General features: G+C 47.2%; 1 protein-coding gene. It reads left to right on the plus strand.

Features of this window, described 5'->3' with window-relative positions; genetic code table 11:
* Positions 1 to 409: 409 nt before the first annotated feature.
* Positions 410 to 3,001 (plus strand): contractile injection system protein, VgrG/Pvc8 family (locus L3V43_RS23570; protein ID WP_237117539.1); only part of this gene is annotated, 2,592 nt, incomplete at its 3' end.

Genomic DNA, 3,001 nt, shown 5'->3' on the forward strand with positions numbered 1-3,001 from the left:
CACTCCCAACATCACACTGACTCCTCAAGTAAATTGCCAATATGAACGTCACCGCGGTGTAAGGGCCATCCTTGGCCCTGTCACCGCTTTTCACGCATCCATGCGTTGAAATGACTCATTGGCAATTTACTTTCGGGTGTGATGAGGGAGACACAATGCGCTGATAAGTTCTTTTGGTGCTTGTAAGCGACTTAGCTGCTTCAGGAGATAAAATCAGAATTAACAATCAGCGCTACTTTCCTCTCTCCAGCACACCCAATAAGCATTCGAATGCTAAATAAAAAAATGAGTTAAAAATGCTTGCCTTTTATGTAACAATAGCGCGCAAATAAAAACCAATTGCAGCACACTAGGAAGTAGTACTGCGTATTGGTGGAACGGCTTTAACCAACAACAGTGGACATAAAAAATGCAAACAAGGATTGTGGTGTATGGTACTAACCATCCTGTACATGTCGTCGATTTTGAGCTCACGACCTGTATCAATAGCGGCTTTTTACTCAAAGCGAACCTAGAATCCCAATTTGACCTGGCTGATGAATTACTCGTCGGCAATATGCTCACGTTTGAAATTGAGTCACCAGATGCAATATCAACATATTTCACTGGGACTTTGTTTGATATCCAATCTGGTTTTGTGTCTGAGCACACCTGTGGTGCAGAGGTGGTCTTAAAGCCTCGCCTTGAGTTACTTAGGCAAACTGAAAAAAGCCAAATCTTTGTACAAGCCAATGTTCAGTCTGTCCTCAATAAGCTGATACAAAAAGCCGGCTATTCACAAGACCGGATAAAATGGCGAGTCACTAAAGATTTACCCACGCTACCGCAGTGCGTACAAGCGCTAGAAAACGACTACACCTTTTTCACTCGACTCTTAGCTAAATACGGCTTAATTTATTGGTTTGAATGCCATGATTTTATTGAGTCGATAGTGATTGCCGAGGGGAATCTTGCAAGCCCCTATATTGAGCGAGGCTTGCTGTCGGTAACGGATAAAGATGGTCTGGTGCACGAACATGAAACCGGCTTTGTTGGGTTTACGCAGTGCCAAAGCCGCCATCGTTTTAGAATGGGTGGCTCACAAGTGCATATGAATGCCCATCCACCAACCTCGGTCAGCTCGGCCCAGCGTAGCTATTTTGAGCCTGCTGCACAAAATCCTGCTGAGCAATTTGAGCGCACTGGCAATCTCGAGCTTGCCTATCAACAAGGTAAAAATGAAGTCACGCTGGTAGGAAACGTAGCCGAAGCCAATGCCGGTTATTCGTTTTCGTTAAATGGTAAATTGGGCACAGCGAAAGGTGGCGATTATACCTGTATTCGCAGTAAACAGGTGTATAAGCAAGGCAGTGCCAATGACCCTAAGCAAGTTGCGCATCATAGCGAGTCGGTTTGTGTACCACGGGGTGAGCCAATACGTATCGCGCCCCCAGAGCATAGCCCCAAGCCGATGGTATTTACCGCCACAGTGCGCTCGCTGTCGGGGTCAAAGGCCAATCCTCACTTAGATGCACAAGGGCAATATGCCACGCAAGTACATTTTGATAGTCAGGTGACTGAATCGGTAAAGCGCCTCACACAATATGCCTGTCGTGGTCAAAAGCAACCGACAGGGTTACACTTTCCACTGCTGCCAGACAGTAATGTGCTCATCGGTTGTATGAACAACGACCCTGACCAAAGTTACTTGTTAGGGTTTGCGCTTAATGACACGCAACCATCTGTTGTTACTAGCGCCAATAACGCCCAAAACGTGTTGTGCTCTCGCGGCCAAAACCTGTTGATGTTTGATGACACCCCAAAAACCCCGCATATTGTGTTGCAAACTCTAGCAGGCAACCAGCACTTGGTGTTACATGGGGATAAAAAGCAGCCTTATATTCACTGGCTTGCGCAACTTGGCGCAATGAACATTTTTGCAGCCAAAGACATACAACTTGGCAGTGTTAAAAGCGCAATTCGACTACTCACCAATAAAACCTTTATTGCCAGCGCCAAACAACAACTGGCACTGGAGAGTAAAAAGTCGGTGATTGCTGATGCCGCAACCAACCTAGACGTCACCGCCAATCAAATTGACGTCAGCGCCAAACAAGATTTGACCCTTAAGGCGGGTCGCAGTCATCGCAGTGTTATCCAAAGTGATATCAACCTCAAGGCAGACAACAACCTTACCATCACCGCCCCGGCGGGAAGTCAACTCATTCAAAGCCAAGGTAATATCACGATTAAAGGCAGTGGCTCTGGCAACCTCACCCTTGCCAATGGCGGCAGTGAAATCAGTATTGACTCAAGTGGTAACGTCAACATCTTTGCAGACAAGTTACTGACCTTAAAAGGCAAAGCCATGACCGTGTTTGACGGCAGCATGGAGCAAGATATTGGTGGTAAACAAAGCGCCACGATGCCGAGTGTACCGCAAATTCAAGCGCTCTCTGAGAATGCTCGACTCTCACTTGCCGCCGATGGCATTGCCACCATGGCGAGCAGTACCATTGAGTTGTCTTATACCTATCAAGATGGCAGCCCAATTATGGGCGCACCTTATACCATTCGATTTGCAAACGGCACAGCGCTGACTGGTAACTTAGACGACAGCGGTAAAGCAAAAATTGAGAATGCCCCGCCCGGTCAATACACCGTGCAATATGGTGAGGATAAACGCGATTACCTACCAGAAGATAATCGCCCTAAAAACCCACTGTATGGACAAATCACCCCAGCGCGAGCGGCTGAAATGGTACGCAGCGGCAATACTGCACCACTGATAGAAGCCAATGGCATCGCAACCCAAGCAGGTGATTGGTTATGGGGCACACTACAAGGCGACTTTAATCAAAACCCCTCTACGTCACAAATCGTGGTCGGCACCTTGATTTCCATGATACCGATTATCGACCAAGTCATGGATTTACGAGATATCATTGCCAATGTCATGTTACTGACCGACGATGATGAAGCCAACGACACCGACGCTTGGCTTGCCTTTACCCTAACGGGT

The sequence above is a fragment of the Pseudoalteromonas sp. L23 genome (assembly GCF_021728455.1).
Classification (GTDB): domain Bacteria; phylum Pseudomonadota; class Gammaproteobacteria; order Enterobacterales; family Alteromonadaceae; genus Pseudoalteromonas.